This is a genomic window from Vibrio sinaloensis DSM 21326 (assembly GCF_000189275.1).
Taxonomy (GTDB): Bacteria; Pseudomonadota; Gammaproteobacteria; order Enterobacterales; family Vibrionaceae; genus Vibrio; species Vibrio sinaloensis.
Map to the genome: position 1 here is coordinate 1 of NZ_AEVT01000069.1, position 18,492 is coordinate 18,492.

Annotated in this window: 15 protein-coding genes; 8 read left to right on the forward strand and 7 right to left on the reverse strand. The window is 44.9% G+C overall.

From position 1 onward, the window contains the following. Positions 1-44 precede the first annotated feature (44 nt). Positions 45-632, reverse strand: coding sequence for a TfoX/Sxy family DNA transformation protein (locus RH45_RS12325; protein ID WP_008077616.1), 588 nt, complete (start codon positions 630-632; stop codon positions 45-47). A 356-nt stretch (positions 633-988) separates the two neighbouring features. Here RH45_RS12325 and RH45_RS12330 point away from each other — a divergent pair, with 356 nt between their 5' ends. The 5 genes from RH45_RS12330 to RH45_RS12350 all read left to right on the forward strand — a co-directional run bounded on the left by RH45_RS12330 (position 989) and on the right by RH45_RS12350 (position 6,436). Next, a complete protein-coding gene (locus RH45_RS12330) occupies positions 989-1,909 on the forward strand; it encodes an HDOD domain-containing protein (protein ID WP_008077617.1) in 921 nt (306 codons plus the stop codon). Between the two features lie 15 nt (positions 1,910-1,924). Further along, a complete protein-coding gene (locus tag RH45_RS12335) occupies positions 1,925-2,830 on the forward strand; it encodes a LysO family transporter (protein ID WP_008077618.1) in 906 nt (301 codons plus the stop codon). A 167-nt stretch (positions 2,831-2,997) separates the two neighbouring features. After that, a complete protein-coding gene (locus RH45_RS12340; protein ID WP_008077624.1) occupies positions 2,998-3,510 on the forward strand; it encodes a hypothetical protein in 513 nt (170 codons plus the stop codon). A 141-nt stretch (positions 3,511-3,651) separates the two neighbouring features. Continuing rightward, positions 3,652-5,295 (forward strand): pyridoxal-dependent aspartate 1-decarboxylase PanP, encoded by a 1,644-nt coding sequence (gene panP / locus RH45_RS12345; RefSeq protein WP_008077626.1) that lies wholly within the window; start codon positions 3,652-3,654, stop codon positions 5,293-5,295. A 286-nt stretch (positions 5,296-5,581) separates the two neighbouring features. Then, positions 5,582-6,436, forward strand: a complete 855-nt coding sequence (locus RH45_RS12350) for a MurR/RpiR family transcriptional regulator (RefSeq protein ID WP_008077628.1) — start codon at positions 5,582-5,584, stop codon at positions 6,434-6,436. A gap of 24 nt (positions 6,437-6,460) precedes the next feature. On the opposite strand, the gene RH45_RS12355 is transcribed toward RH45_RS12350, so the two are convergent. Further along, positions 6,461-7,714 (reverse strand): iron-containing alcohol dehydrogenase, encoded by a 1,254-nt coding sequence (locus RH45_RS12355; protein ID WP_008077634.1) that lies wholly within the window; start codon positions 7,712-7,714, stop codon positions 6,461-6,463. Positions 7,715-7,980: 266 nt separating this feature from the next. On the opposite strand from RH45_RS12355, the gene RH45_RS12360 reads away from it, so the two are divergent. Both RH45_RS12360 and RH45_RS12365 read left to right on the forward strand, forming a co-directional pair. Further along, on the forward strand, positions 7,981-8,247 hold the full coding sequence (locus RH45_RS12360) for a GrxA family glutaredoxin (RefSeq protein WP_008077635.1): 267 nt from the start codon (positions 7,981-7,983) through the stop codon (positions 8,245-8,247). Positions 8,248-8,434: 187 nt separating this feature from the next. Next, a complete protein-coding gene (locus RH45_RS12365; protein ID WP_008077637.1) occupies positions 8,435-10,117 on the forward strand; it encodes an aspartate:alanine antiporter in 1,683 nt (560 codons plus the stop codon). A gap of 71 nt (positions 10,118-10,188) precedes the next feature. On the opposite strand, the gene RH45_RS12370 is transcribed toward RH45_RS12365, so the two are convergent. The 5 genes from RH45_RS12370 to RH45_RS12390 all read right to left on the reverse strand — a co-directional run bounded on the left by RH45_RS12370 (position 10,189) and on the right by RH45_RS12390 (position 16,194). Then, a complete protein-coding gene (locus RH45_RS12370) occupies positions 10,189-12,921 on the reverse strand; it encodes an ImpA family metalloprotease (RefSeq protein ID WP_008077640.1) in 2,733 nt (910 codons plus the stop codon). A 162-nt stretch (positions 12,922-13,083) separates the two neighbouring features. Beyond that, positions 13,084-13,761: an ABC transporter permease gene (locus tag RH45_RS12375; RefSeq protein WP_008077641.1), complete on the reverse strand. Its 678-nt coding sequence runs from the start codon at positions 13,759-13,761 to the stop codon at positions 13,084-13,086. Between the two features lie 3 nt (positions 13,762-13,764). Next, a complete protein-coding gene (locus tag RH45_RS12380; protein WP_008077642.1) occupies positions 13,765-14,505 on the reverse strand; it encodes an ABC transporter permease in 741 nt (246 codons plus the stop codon). 83 nt (positions 14,506-14,588) lie between these two features. Next, positions 14,589-15,359, reverse strand: a complete 771-nt coding sequence (locus RH45_RS12385; RefSeq protein ID WP_008077643.1) for an ABC transporter substrate-binding protein — start codon at positions 15,357-15,359, stop codon at positions 14,589-14,591. A 64-nt stretch (positions 15,360-15,423) separates the two neighbouring features. After that, positions 15,424-16,194, reverse strand: coding sequence for an ABC transporter ATP-binding protein (locus RH45_RS12390; RefSeq protein WP_008077644.1), 771 nt, complete (start codon positions 16,192-16,194; stop codon positions 15,424-15,426). A 662-nt stretch (positions 16,195-16,856) separates the two neighbouring features. Here RH45_RS12390 and RH45_RS12395 point away from each other — a divergent pair. Beyond that, a complete protein-coding gene (locus RH45_RS12395; RefSeq protein WP_008077645.1) occupies positions 16,857-18,404 on the forward strand; it encodes a DUF3360 family protein in 1,548 nt (515 codons plus the stop codon). Positions 18,405-18,492: the final 88 nt, after the last annotated feature.

Consider the following 18,492-nt stretch of genomic DNA (forward strand, 5'->3'; position numbering starts at 1 on the left):
CGTCGTGTTTTTTTTATCTATATCCGTTCATTTAAAGAGTAGAACTATTCACACCCTGCCAACAGCTGACGTTTGCGTGGTTCCTGAATTAATTTCCAGTGAATACCATCAATGGCACCAGCAAACTTCCACAGCAGCTTTACATCCACATCACTGCCGTACGCTTGTTTTACTTTAGAGAAGACAGCTGGAGCTCCAAGTTCGAGGAACATATCCACGTCCTCCACGCCTGCCTTTTTAACCATGCGCTCTAAGGTAAGTTGCATGTTAGGTAAATCACGCAATCGACGATTTGCCGCCGAACGCTTGTATTGACGTTCAGATACCGAGTAATCGATTGATTGTTGAACCAACTCGCCAAGGCGGTCGTCGTTTTGCTCAAACAAAGCTGTGATATCGTAATAGTTAACCGTCGCTGTGGTCTGTTTTTTCACATGACGATATTTTTCACAACCTAATGCGGAGAATTCTTTATCTAACTGCTCACCGCCTCGAATAAAAATTTTGCTCGCGCTGATCAATGCAAACATGGCGTCTTCCCTGAACAATCCTGTTCCGCCAAACATTGAACGCTTTTGAAATGTACCAAACTTGTTTACGTACTGAATAAAATGTAGCTCTGTCATATCCATTGATCCTTCAAATATCGAAACCCCGATTATTTATGATCACCAGATAGCAGCAGTTTTAAGCGAAAAACCTGTCGATTAAACTATAGAATTAAAAGTATTGTTTGCTTAATCACAGTAAGTAAACAGATGATAGTTAACGAAACGAAATAAGTCTGTGCATAGGTCACATCACGCAAACTTCATTAGCGTTGATTTGAGAGTTCTGTCACGAGTTGGCTCGATTGTTAACAACTTTAAGGAACTAATCAAAAGGTTGAGAACTACCACCCAAAGTATCAATAACACAACGCAATTATTTGCTTATTTAACGAGAGAAACGTTACACTGTAAAAAGTTAATTTATCGTCAGACAATGTATGAACCATCTATCATTTTATTGGCTTCCAGAAAACAAAGAACTGCTATTAAAAGGCATCGAGTCTGAGTTCTCGCAACTCATCGAACATGCCATTTCAAGTAAAAAAATTACTCTCCCCCCCATTCCTGAAGTGGTACTAAAGATCCAGCGCTTATGTACCCAAGACACCACAACCGTTGCGGATGTTGCTGACTCGCTACTCGAAGATCCCGGTTTGGCAGCTATCGTGATCCGAGTTGCCAATTCAGTTATTTTTAACCGCCGTAACATCACCTGTACCGATCTAGTAACCGCGGTGTCTCGTTTAGGCATTTTACGTGTACGTGATATTGTCACTGCTCAAGCCATCGAACAGCTCAAGCACTCAGTGGATCTGAGCACATCCTGCAACAAAATATTGGTTCAGAGCGCCGCGAATTCTCGCGAACTTGCCGCCACTATGGTGCTCGTTGCTCGAGGGTTTAAAGAAAGTGGTTCATCACTATACGCTCACCTAGAATCAGACAAAGCGCTTCTGACTGGTCTTCTGGCTGATATCGGTTTGTTCTGCATCGTCAATGAATACCACTACTATATAGAAGACGGTAATTACTTAGATGAAGCCATCGCCTTTCAAGTCTTCGATAATCAATGTTCTAACGCCAGTAAATTGGTACTAGAAAGCTGGGGGTTTGATGCTGATTTTCTCGAAGTTGCAGCGAACAAACGTCTAGTTAAAGCAGAGCATGCGGTGAGTTACCTAGAGATCGCCAGAATCGCGAATCACATCCTAATGTTCCGTCGCCAAGACGAAGACCTGGACGAACATTTGGTAGAATTTGATGTGACGGGAGCAGATATACTGTACAAACTCAGTAATTTGAGTGATATTGAGTTCAATACGCAAATCGACGAGCTTATCAGCGCAAGCGGATTGTAACTCACAGGAAAACTCATGTTCTCAGGGATGATATTTATCTTTGCCCCACTTGTTGTGGGGTATTTTATATCGATTTCAAAAAAGTCTTTACTTGATACCATCAACACCACGACGTCGAATCTTATCTACGTAATTTTGGGCTTGATGGGCTTAAGCCTAGCCGCACTGGATAACTTAGGACAAAACCTTCAGGTAATCCTCAAGTATACCGCGGTATTTTTTAGCTGCTTGAGCTTAGCCAACCTTGCTGTCCTTCCTTTTATTGACAAGCTGTTACCTATCCAAACCGATACGGTAAGCAAAAAACTACCGCTTTCCAGCATGGCACTAGAATCAATGAAACTGATTCTGGTTGTCGGCGGGGGATTAATGATTGGTCTAGCCCTCCCCCTCGATTTAAGTTGGGTAGACACTGCAAGTGAGTGGATACTTTTCTTGCTGCTGTTCTTTATTGGTATTCAGTTACGTAATAGCGGATTAACCTTAAAGCAAATCCTACTGAATAAACACGGCATGGTCATCGCACTGCTGATTATTGTAAGTTCGATGATCGGCGGCGTCATTGCCGCGCACATTCTCGATATAAACCTCTACCGAGCACTGGCTATGTCATCCGGCTTTGGCTGGTACTCACTTGCGGGCATATTAATGGGGGACGCATTTGGGCCTATTTACGGCGGTGCCTCGTTTATGATTGAGCTTCTGCGCGAGCTTATCGCACTTGTATTGATCCCACTGTTTATTCGCACTAAGCCTTGCACCGCGATTGGTTATGCAGGTGCGACTGCCATGGACTTTACCTTACCCGTGATTCAGACCACCGGCGGGGTTCGCTGTGTGCCGATTGCGATAGTCAGCGGCTTTATCTTGAGCTTACTGGTACCAGTACTGATGCTTTTCTTTGTCTCTCTTGCAAGCTAGATCGCAGGATTTTGCCGAGAAATTCACTATATTAATCGCGTCGGAGACTATTACTTTAGTAATAGCTAATAAAATGTCGTCACCTCTAGCAACGATTGTATCTCGCTCAACATGCCAATACATCGTTATTTAGGGGACAAAATAACTATTATTCAAAAGGAATCTTTATGAAACGCCTGATTGTTGCGCTGCTTTTAAGTGCCTCTTCTTCTATGGCCCTGGCTGCAGACAACGCTTGTCTATCAAAAAAATACGACGCTTACATTGACGCCTCTCTGCACTGGTACGAAGATCTCGCCAAACTCACCTCTGAGCAATACCCTGACCTAAAAGAAGTTAGCGAGTGGTTCTTGCAAGGTCGAGTGAATCACTTTGAACTCAACCGTGCAGCCGTCAGCTACTATCTTGATAATGATGCGACGAAAGTTGCAACTGGCCAACCAGTAGAAGCTTGGTTGCAGCTCGAACAAAAAGACATCAAGGTGCTCGCTTCTCGTAGTGACGAACTGGGCCAGCTGGCAAAAGTAACGTTTGAAGATCGCCAAGCAAAACCGCATGAGAAGAACTACCAACTTCGCTCTGCCTTCGCCGACCTTTTAAGCCACCCGACGAAAATTGATGCCGCATTGAAGCGCTATAATCAATCAATTCAAGAACTAGAAAGCATTTCTTGTAAATAAGGATTTGACGGCTTTTCGCTCAAAAAGCCGTCAATTTCGACCAATTAAAACTAAGATTGACCAATTTAAGACGGGACTTTGTTCCCGTTTTCGTTTAGATTGTCCCGCTTGCAAGAAAAATTATTAGAGCAATGTAGCTGTATGGTATCGGAACATAAAACGGCGGATGTAAGCTTCGAAAGTCTACTTCGAATTTTTACAGTACCTGAAGGGCCAGACTCAACGCTAACCAAAATCGACGAAGAGTTATCACGTAATCTCAATAAGTTTTTGCGTGAGCACATCGTCGCAGAAGAAAAGCCTTTGCGAGAGATTGAAAAAGATTTCTCCAATGCGGCGATCCCTGAACAACCCGAATTTGTCTCAGACCACACACAGCATTTGCTCGATACGTTAGTATCACACTCCGTTCATACTTCAGCGCCTAGTTTTATCGGCCATATGACATCGGCACTTCCCTATTTTTTGATGCCGCTGTCAAAAATCATGATCGCGTTGAACCAGAACCTGGTTAAGATCGAAACGTCTAAAGCGTTTACACCATTAGAGCGCCAAGTTCTTGGAATGCTCCATCGCCTGATCTATCACCGCGATGACGCCTTTTATTCCCAATGGATGCACAGTGCGAACCACTCCTTAGGCGCTTTTTGTTCCGGCGGTACCATCGCTAACATCACCGCGCTGTGGGTCGCACGTAACAATGCTTTACGCGCAACTGGTGACTTCAAAGGGGTAGAGAAAGAAGGCCTCTTCAAAGCGATGAAGCATTATGGCTACGAAGGGTTAGCCGTATTGGTGTCCGAGCGTGGTCATTACTCACTCAAAAAAGCAGCAGACGTATTAGGCATCGGTCAAGAAGGCTTAGTGGCAATCAAAACAGGCTCTGATAACCGCATTTGTCCTAAGGCGCTCAAACAGAAAATAACAGAGCTTAAGGCTCAAAACATTAAACCTTTTGCTGTAATTGGTGTAGCCGGAACCACGGAAACGGGCAGTATCGACCCTCTAGAAGAGATGGCACAGATCTGTGCAGAAGAGGATTGCCATTTCCATATCGATGCGGCTTGGGGCGGCGCCACACTGATGTCTAACAACTATCGCCACCTACTTCAAGGGGTCGAACTTGCGGATTCGGTAACCATCGATGCGCACAAACAGTTATACATCCCAATGGGCGCAGGCATGGTTTTGTTTAAAAACCCCGACGCAATGAAGTCCATCGAGCATCATGCGCAATACATTCTGCGCAAAGGCTCTAAAGATTTGGGCAGCCACACTCTCGAAGGTTCACGCTCAGGTATGGCGATGTTAGTTTACGCAGCCATGCACATCATCAGTCGCCCTGGTTATGAGCTACTCATCGATCAAAGTATTGAGAAAGCAAAATATTTTGCTTCACTGATAACACAGCAAGACGATTTTGAGTTAGTGTCTGAACCTGAGCTTTGCTTACTCACATACCGCTACATTCCAGCGCACGTTCGTCAAAGTCTGGAACAAGCAAACGCTAAGCAAAAAGCAGAGCTCAATGAACTGCTTAATGATCTGACTAAGTTCATTCAAAAACGTCAGCGAGAAACCGGTAAATCCTTCGTATCTCGCACTCGTTTAAACCCTAATCAATGGGATAGACTCAATACCATCGTATTCCGAGTCGTGCTTGCCAACCCGCTCACGGGTAGGGACATTCTCAGCACTGTGCTCGAAGAACAGCGTGAAATCGCGCAGACGGCACCAAACCTGATGGCAAGAATCGAAAAACTGGTTAAACAAATCAACGCTTAATGAAAGTTTCTTTCTTAAATCCTGTAATTTGACCAACAAGATCAAGCAAACAAACGATGAAACAGGCCGCATACAAGCTATTTTTGTAGTTTTCATAAAATTTAGTTTGAGGCTTGTCATATTCTCGCCAATTTAAGCGGATAAATGTTACTGTAAACCTATGGCTTAGGTTTATACTGACCCAATGGCGCTGGATAGTGACTACCTCTTAGGGAACATCTTGTTTCCTCTCGAAATAGTTCGAATGGTATATCCGGTGAGTTGTTCTCTTACCCTCGTGAACACTATGAACACATTAGAAAAAATTCAGAAAAATCTAGAGAACTTCAGTAAGTCCGAACGTAAGGTCGCTGAAGTGATTATGGCTTCTCCTCAGACTGCCATTCATTCTAGTATTGCTACACTAGCAAAAATGGCTGATGTAAGTGAGCCTACTGTTAACCGCTTCTGTCGTCGCTTGGATACCAAAGGATTCCCAGACTTTAAATTGCACTTAGCACAAAGTTTGGCAAATGGTACGCCTTACGTTAACCGTAACGTTGAGGAAGATGATGGACCAGACGCCTACACGCACAAAATCTTTGAATCAACCATGGCTTGCCTTGATGTGGCAAAGAACAGCCTAGATGCGATGCAAGTTAATCGCGCTGTGGATTTGCTGACTCAAGCGAAACGAATCTCATTTTTTGGTTTAGGTGCATCATCTGCGGTAGCAAAAGATGCGCAAAACAAATTCATTCGTTTCAATATCCCAATTACTTGTTTTGAAGACATCGTTATGCAGCGTATGAGCTGTATTAACTGTACCGATAATGACGTAGTTGTGCTGATTTCGCATACAGGTCGCACTAAGAGTTTGGTCGAAATTGCCAACCTAGCGCGTGAAAACGGTGCGACGGTTATCGCTATTACTGCGAAAGACTCGCCGCTGGATAAAGCGAGTTCATTGTCAATCTCACTTGATGTACCAGAAGACACAGATGTCTACATGCCAATGGCAAGTCGCGTTGTGCAGATGACAGTGATTGATGTGTTGGCAACTGGTTTTACACTACGCCGTGGTACAGGATTTAGAGAAAACCTTAAGCGAGTAAAAGATGCGCTAAAAGATTCTCGCTACGACAAGTTATCTCAGTTTTAAAAAAGGAGCCAAATGGCTCCTTTTTTATTGCGTGTTAGTGGTTTTATTCACCAGCCTAGGATCACTACTATGTAATAGAAGGCTACTGGCACCTTTCACTTCTTTATTTTCATAACTGCAATCCCCCTGACAATCACACACTTGCTCAAGAATGTAGATTAACCGTTTTTTTGTTAAAGGAAGTGGATTCCCCCTTATCGCGACAGACTTCAGGGCATCATCAGCAACTTGCTCAAATGAGGTGCTGCATACACCAAAATGAGTTAACTCCGGTAGCGCTAAGCGAGATAAGGTTGATTCGACCCACCCTACCGCATCATCCAGTTGTGCGTTTGGTTGCTCTGTCAGTAAACAGGCCATTTTCTGGTAGCGATTAAGTAAGTCAGCACGACCTAACGCCTTCGCCGCTTTAATATTCTCAGCCATGACATGCGGCGAGAGCCTAGCGGTAATCACGCTATGCGGAGCCTCTAATTTCCCACCCAAGGCTGATGCTAACCCATGAGCTGCTCCTAACTTAGCGTTAGTAATCGCCATACCTCCTAAGGTGGCGGCAAAAGAGAGATCGGCACGCGCTTTAAAATCATCCTCAAGGCAAGCAGGCAATATAGAACGGCTTAGCCTTCGGAGCCCCTCCTCACAAATCATATCGGTAAGTGGGTTAGGATCGCCGCAAACATACGCTTCCATAAGATGGGTAAAGGTATCCATTGCCCCTCTGCCCGAAGTATATGGGTCTGTGCCGTAAGTCAGTGTCGGGTCGACGATAGCGACGTCAGCCAACATGTCGGGGCTACGCAAACTCACTTTGACTTGATCTTGTCCGGAACGAAGCACTGCATTCTTGGTAACTTCAGATCCAGTACTCGCGGTGGTTGGTATGGCAATAAATGGTAAGGGTTTGGATTTCAAAGGCACATTACGACCCACGACTTCGACATAGTCATAAACATCACCTTGGTTTGGAATCACCGCTGCTAACGCTTTTCCCATATCCAAAACGCTGCCCCCTCCAATTGCGATGACCATGTCAGGTTTAAACTTACGCCCAACCAAAGCCGTCTCTTCTACCATAGTGATGTTAGGTTCACCTGCAATAGAGACATGCTGGTAACGCATGTTCTGCGACTTTAAGTAGTGGATAATGGCCGCAGCCCGTTCAATGTTCTGTCCAGAAACAAGCAGAACACTATAGCCAAACTGATTGAGCACAGAGAGAGACGACTGTAACGCTCCTTCGCCGAATATAATCCGGGTGGAGGTCATAAACTGAAACATAACCAACACACTCCTTGAGCAAATTAGACTTGTTCTAGCATGCCAACCTCAAAGGGAAATAAAATTGATGCAGTGCAACTTGTACAAAATACCCTATTGATAAAAGGGGTTTTCTCGACCTATCTCGCTTTCTTTACTGCGGCTTGAGTCCTTTAGATCAAAATTCAATCAATAGGTTTTCTCTATCGAGACAAGAGGTAAATGCTTCTTTATTTCCTGCACTGATTGGTGCATAGTTGCTGTTAACAAATTATAGGAGAAAGAATATGTTCGTAGTTATCTTTGGTCGCCCAGCTTGCCCATTCTGTGTTCGTGCAAAAGAGCATGCAGAAACACTAAAAGCGAAGCGTGACGACTTCAACTACCGCTATGTAGATATCCACGCTGAAGGTATCTCAAAAGCTGATCTAGAAAAGACAGTGGGTAAACCAGTTGAGACGGTTCCACAAATCTTCATCGATCAAGATCACATCGGTGGTTGTGATGACTTCGAAGCGTACGCAAAAGAGCACCTAGGTCTTTTCGACGAGTAAATCGAATCCTGAAAGAGCCGCATATAGCGGCTTTTTTTATACCTATCAGCCAGTTGCATTAGCAATTAACAATATAATGCCTCAAGTAAACTAATCGTAAATTCTAAAATAATTCACTATCCATTTTGCAATATTAAGATACAATTCGCACACTTAACTTACCCCGGCAACAAAACAAGATCTGCCCGTGAACATTGACGTCGTACACTTGCTTGAGCAAAACCCCATCCTCCTCATTTTTGTGGTTCTCGCCATTGGCCTAGCAATAGGCAAAATTCGTTTCGGTAAATTACAACTCGGCAATTCTATCGGCGTTCTGGTGACAGCGCTTGTGATGGGACACCTTGGCTTTAGCTTTAGTGCCGATGCGCTAACCATAGGCTTTATGCTGTTTATCTATTGTGTTGGTATCGAAGCGGGGCCTAACTTTTTTGGCATATTCTTCAGAGACGGTAAGCACTACTTCATTCTCAGTATGGTGGTTTTATCGACCGCACTCTTTATCACCTATTTTGCTAGCCATCACTTAGGGCTAGATTTTGGTTTATCTGCCGGCATGATGGCAGGAGCATTGACCTCAACACCAGTACTGGTTGGTGCACAAGACGCGTTAACATCAGGGCTTGCGACCGCGCCACGCAATATGGATTTTTCTTTGGTGCTGGAAAACCTTTCTGTCGGCTATGCGATGGCTTACTTGATCGGTTTGATTAGTATGATCATGTTTGCCAAGTTGCTGCCTAAATTACAAAAGCAAAACCTGTCGGATTCCGCTCAACAAATTGCTCAAGAACGTGGATTGGGAAGCTCTGGCCAGCGCAAGGTATACCTGCCAATTATCCGTGCGTATCGCGTTGGGCAAGAGCTAATAGATTGGATTGACGGCAAGAACCTTCGCGAGCTGGGCATCTATCGCCAAACGGGTTGCTACATAGAGCGTATTCGTCGCAATGGTATCCTAGCCCACCCCGATGGTGATGCGATCCTACAGGAAGGCGACGAAATAGCGCTGGTTGGCTTTCCAGACAGTCATGCCCGTCTTGACCCTAGCTTTAGAAACGGCAAAGAGGTTTTTGACCGAAACCTGCTCGACTTACGCATTGTCGAAGAAGAGATCGTCGTGAAAAGTGATGCGATTGCAGGTAAGCGCTTATCGGATTTGAACCTATCGGAATACGGCTGTTTCCTAAACCGTGTGGTCCGTGCCCAAATCGAAATGCCAATGGATTTAGACATTGTGCTAGCCAAAGGTGATGTCTTACAGGTCAGTGGGGAGAAAAGCCGAGTTCATGGTCTGGCTGAGAAAATCGGTTTCATTTCCATTCATAGTCAAATGGCTGACCTACTCGCTTTTTGTAGCTTCTTCATCTTGGGTATTATGTTTGGTCTGATCACCATGACCTTTGGTCAGGTTTCTTTTGGCCTTGGTAACGCGGTAGGCTTGCTACTGTCAGGCATTACACTCGGTTTCCTTCGTGCGAATCACCCTACTTTTGGTTATGTGCCTCAAGGGGCATTAAACATGGTCAAAGATCTTGGGTTGATGATTTTCATGGTCGGCATTGGCCTAAGTGCGGGTAGTAAGATGTTCGAGCACCTTTCTCAAGTCGGTGTTCAAGTTATCGGTCTCGCCTTCGTCGTCAGTGTCGTGCCTGTCGTTTGCGCTTATCTTGTTGGCGCTTACATTTTAAAGATGAACCGAGCATTGTTGTTTGGTGCGATTATTGGTGCGCGTACTTGTGCGCCTGCAATGGATATTGTGAATGACTATGCCAAGTCAACGATTCCAGCATTAGGTTACGCGGGTACCTACGCCATAGCAAATATACTCATGACACTAGCGGGGACCATACTTATCATTCTTAGTTAAGTGTGTTTCGACTTTTTAGACCGTTGACCTAATCACAATAAGAAGGGAGGCTAAGCCTCCCTTTTTGTTCATCACAAGGGCCAACTGCTCGTGCCATCAATAGCCACTTCGTTGGTTGCAAACTCATCTAGACAGTAACCACCTGGATTGGATGCAAAATAGCTTAAAGGCATCGCTGGCAAGCTTTTGGAGCTAACTTCACTAATGGCCTTATCGCTAAACTGGAAGCCCCACATATCAAGATACTGGCGCATATCTCTGTTTGTAATGACACTGAATGCGATCAACAACCAATCATTGTTGGATATGGCATTGGCCTCATCTCGGCTGTAGCTAGAAAAACCTATTTGCGCTCTGTTCGCGGCCCATAGCTCATCAGCGCTTTTTAGACGCGTAAACTCGCGTTCTAAGATATGTAACCGCCCTAGCAAATGCCAGCCATTATCAATCACACCTTGGTTTTGCGCTTGCATCATGATCTGGATAAAAACACGTGCTCCCCAACTCCAACTCGTTTGATTTTGCTGAGCCATGTAACCGTTTGGATCCGCTTGCAGACGGCTGGCTTGTAACAATTCAAATTGGGCTTTGAAGTCGAGGCTTTGGCAGCTAGAGACTTGACCAGTTTCACTGTAAAAACGGGATTTGCTGTAATACGAGTAGTAATTCGTCGTCGCGTGCCCATCCCAGCCACTAAACCGAAAACGACTTTTCTCTAAACCATGCCCTAATTCATGCAAATCACCATGACCAAGTGGATGAAAAGACCAGTAAGCATCATAAGGGTTACCTGAACAGCCATAGCCGCAGGTCGCCTGATCGGCATTCATATGTTTGACGATATCAATGGTCTCTATTTGCCAACCTCGCGCTTCAGCGTATTGATGGATATCCGTGACGGCGTCTATGCCCGGGCCTTCAAAACCGGCAAGCGCATGGGGTAAATTATGAATATATCGCTCGGTAGCCAGTGCCATATCAGCAGGTTGAGCCCACTCTTCCGCCATGACCGAGGTCAACATCTTGTCACGCTTCGAATGCACTTCAAATCCAGGCGTGATCAATTCAGCCCAATCAAATAAATTGGTTTCTAGTTGCTCAATAAAATGCTGATTGTCTCCTTCATTTCGCCATACCGGATGTTGAGCAACATGACTGAATCTAAGCTCGACGGGTAGACCATTGTTATCAAATTGGATCTGAATCGGGCCGCCATAAGAAGAGGTCAACCGAATAGTTTCTCCGGGTTGCACCGGATACGCATAGGAAGTGAGTAACTTAGGCCGTTTGTAACCATCAGTAGAAAATTCGTGGGTTGCGCCACTTCGCAGTGTATTGATCACTATTTTAGTGGCGACGGCTTGATTATCTAACCGCGTCACTTCAAAGGTCTCCCCTGGCAACGCATAGATTCCGGCAGCACGGAAATGACGCTTAGATTCCAAGTTCACCGTGGTTGTGATTCTCGGGATATCAACGCTAAACTCGCTGCGACTAAAGTTGCCCATGTCTGGCTGTACGGGGTTAACATCGCGATTATTATATTGAACGTAGTCGGCAAAATAGCTACGTAAAAATTCAAGACGTCGCGTTTTTTCTTTATCCATAGGAAACACGATACTTTGGCGATAATGGTCGGCAAGCAGAATGAGTGATTTCTCATATTCGTAGTGGTCAGACTCAAACAACTGAATACCTTGCTCATCAAGTTGACGTAAACGATCCCGAATACTCTTCGCTGCCTGGTAAAACTCTTGGTCCATGTTTGCTTCATCTGGACAGGATTTATCGTCACAAAGCGACAGATCGATGTTAAAACTGTCTGAATCTAAGCGTTCAAGTAACGCCTGTTGCTGAACAATATCTGTTGGGATTGAGTCAATGAGTTGCACTGGACTCCAATTACTGACACCCAATTTACGCCAATAGTTATCACCCACATAATTGACACGAAAGTCACGGAACATGGATCGGCCAAGCTCAGTCATTCCGCCATCCCAATGCAAATATAAGATAGGAATCTGCAACTGCTGTGCTCGATAAATCGCTTGTTCGACAGCAGACAAATCCGCATCGGAGTCAAGGTGCTGCGATAAAATGAGTAAGTCTGGGCGCTGCTCAACACATGCTAGGAGCGCGGTTCCATCACAGCTACCCGCCTCATTGTACACAACCTGATCGTGGTATCGCTCATCTAACCACTCCCGAGTCGCACTTTGATCTGGGAAATAATAAGACTGATCCATCTGCGCAATGACTAAACGGGTTGAATGGCTAAACGAGGAGCCTTTAAGCCAAGCGAGACTGTTTTCCAACCATAGATTCATTTCTTCATTAACGGAGGTTGGAAAACGCTTTGCCGTTCGAAATGGATTGCTACCGAGAAAGACATAGCGACCACGTTGAGCGTACTGACCCGCGACACCTATCGATAGAGACTGGTCAGCGTAACCATCTTGCATCGCTTTGTTCGTCATGAGAATGGTGTCATTAAAGCCATAGCTAGGAGAGACTATTGCGGCATCGTGAGTCGGGTCCCAATGCAGCGCTTGCGTACTCCCATTGATCGAACGTTTAATCTTGTTGAAAGCCTGTTTATGTTGCTCAATAACCACGGAACTGTGCACTACAAACTCGGCAGGGTCTTTAACTTGTAACGCATCTCCCGACTGCAATGCTTTCTCTACATTCGAAAGACGACTGCCAGAGTCAGTCGAATCGCTACTACCACTTCCTCCACCACAGCCTAAAAGCGCTATTGACGCAAGCACGCATAATCCAAACTGAGAATGAACATTCCCCATACATATCAACCATATTTATGAAACTCGGCTGAGTGTAATCAAAGCCTTAATAAAAGTAATCCGCACTGATTTGTCCGATTGAAAAGTTTGAAGCGCGCTAACAGATAATAAAAAAACATCGACAGCTAAATCAAAAACGGCACCCGAAGGTGCCGTTTGTCATTAACTCAGAGGTCTTAAATAAGCGAGGAAACGTTTTTCTGCATGCTTAAAGCACCACAATATGATGAATGTAAGTGCCATGTAGAATAGACCCGCCGTTAAGAAAGACTCGAATGGAGCGTAGTAACGCGAGTTAACCAAACGGGCTGCCCCTGTTAAGTCGACAATAGTGACAATGCCAGCAACGGCACTGCCGTGAAGCATGAAAATAACTTCATTACTGTATGCTGGAAGCGCACGTCGTAACGCACTTGGCAAAATAATACGGCGATAGGTCATAAAGTTGCTCATGCCGTACGCTTTTGCAGCCTCAACTTCCCCTTTAGGCAAGCCATTAATTGCTCCGCGAATGATTTCTGCGGTGTATGCAGAAGTGTTCAACACAAACGCAACCAAGGCACAAAACCACGCATTTTCCCATAAGGTATCTTTGACGGGGAAAAACTGATCCATACCGTAGTAAATCAAGTAAAGCTGCACCAGCAGTGGCGTACCTCGGAAAAAGTAGATAAACGCCCAGCTTGGTCCCATGATGAAATAGTTCTGGCTATTCCGCGCAACGCCTAGGGGTACAGCGACAAGTAAGCCAATAATAAGTGCTAGAGAGACCAACCATACCGTGGTCCACAAGCCTTCAAGATAGACAGGAAAGCTTTCAAAAATCAATGAAAAGTCCATAGTCTACCTCGCATGAATACTGAATTTGCGTTCAACCACTTTGAGTAAGCCAGTTGAAACACTAGTAAAGAACAAGAAGATAAGCGCAACCGCCATGTAGAAAGTAAATGGCATCTTAGTTGAACCTGCAGCAAGAGCGCTAACGCGAACCATATCTTCTAAACCGATAATCGATACCAGAGCCGTGGTTTTAAGCAAAACCAACCAGTTATTACCAAAACCGGGTAACGCATGACGAATCATCTGCGGTAAGAGAATACGACGGAAAGACATGACTGGCCCCATACCGTATGCTTTAGCTGCTTCAAGCTCTCCTTTATCAACCGCCATGATCGCCCCACGGAAGGTTTCGGCCATATAAGCGCCAAAGATAAAACCAATGGTCAGTACACCAGCAATGAATGGACTAACGTCAATATAGTCAGGTAAGTAAGAGGTCCACTCATGGTTCGGATCGCTTGAAGCAAACCATTCGTTCAACGTCTCGTTAATAGAGTACAAACTGTTGTTTAGCAGGATTTGTCCGCCGAAGAAAATCAGCATCATCAGGACTAAATCGGGAATACCACGGATAACCGTCGTGTAAAGCGTTGCGATTGCGCGAGCCCAGCGGTACGGGGCCATTTTTGCAAGTGCACCCAACATACCCAAAATGACAGCCAGCAATAGTGAAAGTAGTGCCACCTCAATGGTCACTAAGGCCCCTTTAAGAATAGAGGCTTCGTATCCTTGTAGATCGAGCATAGGTGAGTTCCTGATACCTAGACTGAAATATAACTAGGCCGCTGATTACCTCTAGGAACATATCAGCGGCCATTTTATCGAGTTTACTTACCGTAAACGTCGTAGTTGAAGTATTTCGCTGCGATCTCTTGGTACACGCCTTTCTCGCGTAGAGATAGGATAGCTGCGTCTAGCTTCTTAGTTAGATCTTTGTCTTGCTTACGTACCGCAATACCAAAGCCTTCACCGAACCATTTAGGATCTGTTAGTGATGGGCCAACAAACTCGTACGCTTCGCCACCCGCTTTATTCAGTACACCTTCTTCAAGAGCAGATGCATCGCCAAGTACCGCTGCAACACGGCCGTTTGCAAGATCAAGATATGCTTCGTCGAAAGAGCCGTAACGAACGATTTCTACTTTGTCGCCGTAGTTATCTGTTAAGTACTTATCGTGTGTTGTTGCGCGCTGAACAGCGATTTTTTGGCCGTCCAGATTTTCAAAGTCTAGACCTGCGCCTTTCTTCGCGATGAACTTGTTTGGAATCAGAGCGTATTTGCCAGTGAAGTCCACTTTCTTCTTACGCTCTTCAGTGATAGACATTGCTGCAATGATAGCGTCGTATTTACGAGCAAGCAGAGAAGGAATAATGCCGTCCCAATCTTGAGCAACGATTTTACATTTGACTTGCATCTCAGTACACAGAGCGTTAGCCATGTCCACATCGAAACCTTTCAATGAACCGTCAGCTTCCGTCCAGCTAAATGGAGGATAAGCGCCTTCAATACCGAAACGCACTGTCTTCCACTCTTTTGCTTGAGCAACACCCGTTACTGCCGTTGCTGCCAGAGTTGCTGCTAATAACCACTTTTTCATTTCCATACTCCTGTGATTTTTTATTTTGAATTGTATCTTTGTTGTGTTTGCCGCTTATAGACGACTAGTAAATCGAAGAAACGAATTGCTTTAAGCGCTCCGAATCTGGATTGGTAAAGAGTTTATCTGGGTGCCCTTGCTCTTCCACTAATCCTTGGTGCAAGAACATAACGTGATTGGATACATCGCGTGCAAAGGCCATCTCATGAGTCACGACTAACATGGTTCGGCCTTCTTCTGCCAAATCACGCATAACCCCTAGCACTTCCCCAACCAACTCTGGGTCAAGTGCAGAGGTAGGTTCATCAAACAACATCACCTCAGGATCAACAGCAAGTGCTCTAGCGATTGCCGCACGCTGTTGTTGTCCACCAGACAAATGACCTGGGTAGTAGTCTTTACGTTCATAAAGGCCTACCTTCTTCAGCAGTACTTCTGCGTTCTCGATCGCTTGCGCTTTTGGTACGCCTAATACGTGCACAGGTGCTTCAATGACGTTTTCTAAAACAGTGAGGTGCGACCAAAGGTTGAAACCTTGAAATACCATCGCCAAACGAGAGCGAATGCGTTGCACCTGTTTTTCATTGGCAGGTACCGCTTCACCTTGGCGATTGTTTTTCATGTCGATGAGTTCTCCATTAACCCAGATCTCACCCGCTGTTGGTGTCTCTAATAGGTTAATGCAACGAAGAAAAGTACTTTTACCGGAACCAGAAGAACCGATGATAGAGATAACGTCCCCTTTGTGGGCTTCCAAAGAAATGCCCTTTAAAACTTCATTTTGACCGAAAGTTTTATGTAAATCTTTTATATCTAGCGCTGGTACATCTTTCATGCGCCTAACTCCCTGTTATTATTCTACCCATCGTCTACCGTTGGATGGGGATCATGCGGAGGTTCAGCCCACATTGCGATACAAACTAGCATTAGACCCTAAAACATGCAACAAATTATTAACCTGCATTATTGCGATATTTAGCCAGATCATACGATTAAACATTCACTTTTTAGTCAAAAAAGCTTCATTAACCGCATAAATCAAACCAAGACTCACATTTGCCAAGCTAGTTAACAATTAACATTTTTATAAAAACAAGATCTATCTCAATAATCTCGAAAATCACAGCTAGATCTGGGTTATTCCTTATTCAACCTGTCTTATAAACCTTACAATGTGAAAATTAATTTCAGCACTGATGCGCCAATACCCTCACCTCTCAGGTAAGTGTGTAGTTTTCTTTCACATTCTTTCATAAAGTGATCTAAATCAATCACTCTTAAGGGTTAGCACGTTAAACTCGCCTCAAAGATAAAAGCCTCAATAAGCGAATTTTTGTCTTTTTCATTGTCTATGCTTAAGCACGAACATCTTGCGTCACAGAACAATGAAACAAGGACTTTAATGCAGGAAGCTTGCAAGTTTTATGAGAACGCCTAAACACAATAATTACAGGTGTCTCTTTCAAGAATCATTAACTTTTTTAATATGAGGAATCTATGTCAGACGCAGTCAATAAACCGCACTCTGATTCGGATATCGAAAACAAGAGCTATCGAGAGCTGCACCGTCCGGCTTCAGAGTTTGAAAGCCGCAGTGACTATTTAGACCATGAGTTGCAGATCATGAAGCCTCGTCGCTATGGTCTGAACCTACCTGGTCGCGATTTTCGTTTCGAGTTGGAAGATTTAGTCCCGGCACTTGCTGGTACTATCGGTATTATCGCAATGTACTCTGCGGTAATGATGTCTTGGGCTGAAGGCCTAACCGCGGCATGGGACCATGTTAACCTAGGCAAAGAGTTTGCGATTGAAGTCGCGCGAGTAGAGATGCTGATCCCGGCATTGCTATTCTGTGTACTCGCCTCTGGTTTCATTAACCCGAAAGCGAACCTGGCTGGTAACCATGGTCCAATGATCCCTCTTATCGGCACCATTGCTTTAGCAGGTGCGCACCCTCTTGCATTGGCGATCCTTATCGGTGTATTCGGCCTTCTGCTGAGCTTCCTAAAAGGTGGCTCTAAGCTGGTTAACCTTACCTCACAAGGTACCGCAGGTGGCTTGCTTATTTTCCTTGGTCTCACCGGTACAATGAGCCAGATTAACTCTATCCAAGCTTGGGCTGTAGGTCTTCAATCAGACACTGTAGTGGCGGGCAGCATGGGTTACGTTGGCCTGATTGTTCTCGCGGTCACCATCGGCCTATACGCTTATCTAGCGAAAGTGAATAAGCGCTGGCTAGCAATTCCTGTTTGTGCATTTACAGGTTTGGTTATTGCGTTAGTTCTTGGTGCTGGCTTTGACATCGTATTCGAAACAGAGACTGGTTTACCGAACTTGAACCCAGTTTACTGGTGGGGTAGCACTGAAGAAGGTTGGATGCTTGGTCTGCCAAATGCAGAGCACTTCATCGCTTCATTACCTTTCGCTATTCTAGCGGTAGCAATGTGGTCTCCAGACTTCCTTGGTCACCGTATTTTCCAAGAACTGAACTACCCTAAAAAGACTGAGAAAGTACTGATGGACGTTGATGACACTATGACTATGTGTTCTGTTCGTCAGATGGTTGGTACTGCAGTCGGTGGTGGTAACATCACGTCGTCATGGGGAACATACATGATCCCAGCGGCAATCGCTAAGCGTCCTATTCCTGCTGGCTCAATCTTACTAGGTCTGCTCGTTATGATTATCGCGATTCTTGGTTTCCCAATGGACGTGGCGACTTGGCCTCCATTTATGCGCGTTGCTCTGCTAGTAGGTGTATCTCTACCTCTACTTGAAGCTGGTATGCAAATGGTTAAAGACTCTAAGGACTCTCAAGCTGCGGGTATCTGTATCTTCGGTTCTGCGGTAGTTAACCCTGTACTGGCATGGGCACTGACTATGCTACTTGATAACAATGGCCTCATTGGCGATAAAGAGCGTGCCGCGCGCCTATCGTTTGTCGACAAAATCGTTATTCCAGTCGGTGTACTTGTTATCTGTTTAGTTGCTATGCTAGCAGTTGGTATGCTGGAAGGTCAGTACGGTATTCCTGCTTTCCTATAAATCGCCGTTGAGAGCCGAAAGGCTCTCAACTTTTTTTTAGTATCAAGCTTTTCTTTTAAAATTTTTTTAGTATTAGTAGGTGGTTTTA